The sequence below is a fragment of the Noviherbaspirillum denitrificans genome, from assembly GCF_002211445.1.
GTDB lineage: Bacteria > Pseudomonadota > Gammaproteobacteria > Burkholderiales > Burkholderiaceae_D > Noviherbaspirillum > Noviherbaspirillum denitrificans.
Window position 1 is genome coordinate 1,829,517 of record NZ_LSTO01000001.1, and the last position, 2,910, is coordinate 1,832,426.

The following is a 2,910-nucleotide window of genomic DNA, read 5'->3' on the forward strand; positions in this document are numbered from 1 at the left end:
CGTGAGATGCAGCTTGCCGTCACGTGACTTGACCAGCAGTTCCGGTTCGCCGCGCAGGACCTCAACCCGGACGTCCGGCGCATCGAGCCAGAACACGAGCGGATGGCCGACCAATGCCGCCAGCGCCTTGTGGTCGTCCAGGTCGTAGCTCACGCCGCGGTAATGGTTGGTGCTGGCGCCGATGGTGTTCAGGACGCGCGCATCGTGCGGCGAGAGGAAGGACTGTGTGCCGGCCTCCTCGCGCAGGCGCCGCAGAGCGACCGGGCGTCCCTTGCTCCAGCTGCCGCGTGCATCGCGTTTCTGTTCGCGCGGTTCGACGTGGATCCAGCGATGCTCCTGGTCGAAGGACACCATCCATGCCAGGCGCGACTCGCCGCTCTTTTTGGACGATGCGCTTTCCTGCCGCAGCGCTGCCAGCGCCGACAGCTGGCGCTGCCACGGCTCCTGCCGCTCGAACCAGCCGCACAGGTCGGCCAGCCCGTAACGCTGGCGCAGCGCTGCCGCCCGTTCGCCGTAACCGGGCTCATCCGCGCGGTGCAGCATTTCAGCCGCCTGGGCCGCCACCCAGTGGAATCCGGCGGCATCGGCACGCTGGAACAAACGCACGAGCGCCTGGCGCGAAGCGTCCGTCTCGGGCTGGCCCATCCAGTGGTGCACCAGCAGGCGAAACAGCTGCGCCAGCATTTCCTGCACCGTCAGGCTGCCCAGCCGCGACATCACCTCCTTTTCCGGCACGCCGGCTTGCACATCATGCAGCGCGCGCAGCCACTGGTAGGCGCGCAAGTCCGCGGGCGCCGCGTGGCGATGCGCCTGTTCGAGATAGGTGGCGGCAAGGTTTCTGCGTGCGGGATCGGGCGAGCGCATCATCGCCAGCACGTACAGGTAGCCGCACAGGCCCGGCAGCACGGCGGTGCACTTGCCGGTCGCCTTCAGGGCCGCCTCGAATGCATCCGCCGCGCCCGTACCGTCACCGCGCAGCATCAGGATGGCGGCGTCCAGCACGGCCTTCGTCATCCCGGAATGGTTCTCGATCAGCGCCTCGGCGTCGTCCAGGCGGCCGCACGCAATCCAGTGCTCGGCCAGCGCCGGTTCCAGTATGCCCGGCAGGCCGCCGGTGCTGCCCAGGTAATGGGCGGCCCAATCACGCCACGACGCGGAGCCCTCGGGTACGGACAGCGCATGGGACAGCATGTTGCACATCGCTTCCTCCTGCAGCGCAGGATGCAGGCGGGCGAAGAGTTCGGCATGGAAGGGACGGGCAAACAGGGCGACGAAAGGATGCTCGCCGCGCGCGGTACGCAGGCAGGCCTCCAGCCAGGGATGGACTTCCTGCGGCGGCAATCCTCGCAGGAGGGCGATGCGCAGCCGTGCCATGTTCTGGTGATGATTGCGCGGGTAGAGCTGGCCGTCGTACGGCGTCCTAGCCGGATTCATCTCTTCGATCGCCTTGCACAGGGGTTCGAAGGTGCCGTCGTTGAGCGCCGCGCGGATAGCGTCTGCCTGCAGTTCCGCGGCACAGGCAAAACCGAATCCTTGCGCTTCGGTCACCAGCTCCGCCTGCCGCAAGCCGGTCAAGGACTCGTTCAGCGAGGTGACACTGATGGCGGTGCCGCGCAGCGTATGGATGCCGGCGAGGCGCAAGTGGTCGAGCAGGCGCGCCTTGCCCATGGGATCGCCCAGCAGGGCAAGCAGCGAGAGGATGGCGCGTTCGTCCGGCGGCAGGCCGGGAAGCGCAGCAGGGGAATTCATTTGAACGAGATTCATGCCGGCAAGGCACGCGCGGGACGTGGTCCACGCGCCTCGCCGGCATGGCAGTGTGGCCGGGGAAAAGCGGCCATTGTAGCGAAATGAATTGGGCATGGCCCCGTTCAGTGACGGGGCCGCGAGCAGCCTATCGCGTCAGCGCGTCCGGCACGATACGGACTTCGACCTGCTTGCCCTCGCGCAGCACCTTCGCAACCACCGTGGTCCCCGGCTTGGTGCTTCCGACCAGTCGCGCGAGGTCGGCCGTCATCTGCACCGGTTGTCCGTTGTACTCGACCACCACGTCGCCCGGCTTCACGCCCGCCTTGTCCGCCGGCCCGCCCCGCTGCACGGCGGCAACCAGTGCGCCTTGCACATCCTTCAGCCCCAGCGAGGACGCGATATCCTGCGTCAACTCCTGCAACTGCACGCCGATGCGTCCGCGCGTGATCTTCCCCGATTCGCGCAGCTGCTTGGAAATGTCCATCGCGATATCGATCGGGATCGCGAACGAGATACCCATGTAGCCGCCGGTCTGGCTGTATATCTGCGAGTTGATGCCGATGACTTCGCCGGATGTCGAGAACAGCGGCCCGCCGGAATTGCCCGGATTGACCGCGACATCGGTCTGGATGAAGGGCACGTAGCTGCCGTTGGGCAGCAGGCGGCCTTTCGCGCTCACCACGCCGACGGTGACGCTGTTTTCGAAGCCGAAGGGCGCGCCGATCGCCGCCACCCATTCGCCGGCCTCGACCGATGCGGGATTGCCGATCTTCACCGCAGGCAAGTCTTTTGCATCGATCTTGATCAGCGCGACGTCGGTGTAGACATCGGCGCCGATCACCTTCGCCTTGAACTGCCGCTTGTCGGTCAGCTTCACCGTCACGACGTCGGTCTGGTCGATCACATGTGCGTTGGTCAGGATGTAGCCGTCGTTGCTGATGATGAAGCCGGAACCCAGGCTTTGCTGCGGCGCTTCGCCCTCATCCGGCACGCCGCCGAAGCGGCGGAAAAACTCGAACAAGGGATCGCCCTGGCGCAAGCCGCCGCCATTGCCCTGCCGGATGGCGCTGATGTTGACCACCGCCGGCCCCTGCTGCTTGACGAGGTTGACGAAGCTCGGCAGCTGCACGCCGCTGCCGGTCACAGGTGGAGCGGCGGGCGCCT

1 protein-coding gene and 1 pseudogene are annotated in these 2,910 nt (G+C 66.8%); both read right to left on the minus strand.

The genetic code is table 11. The annotated features are described in order from the left end of the window. Positions 1–1,749, minus strand: a pseudogene (locus AYR66_RS09060) (DEAD/DEAH box helicase); the annotation flags it as partial. A gap of 142 nt (positions 1,750–1,891) precedes the next feature. Further along, on the minus strand, positions 1,892–2,910 hold a 1,019-nt coding region (locus AYR66_RS09065), incomplete at its 5' end, for a Do family serine endopeptidase (protein WP_141104194.1).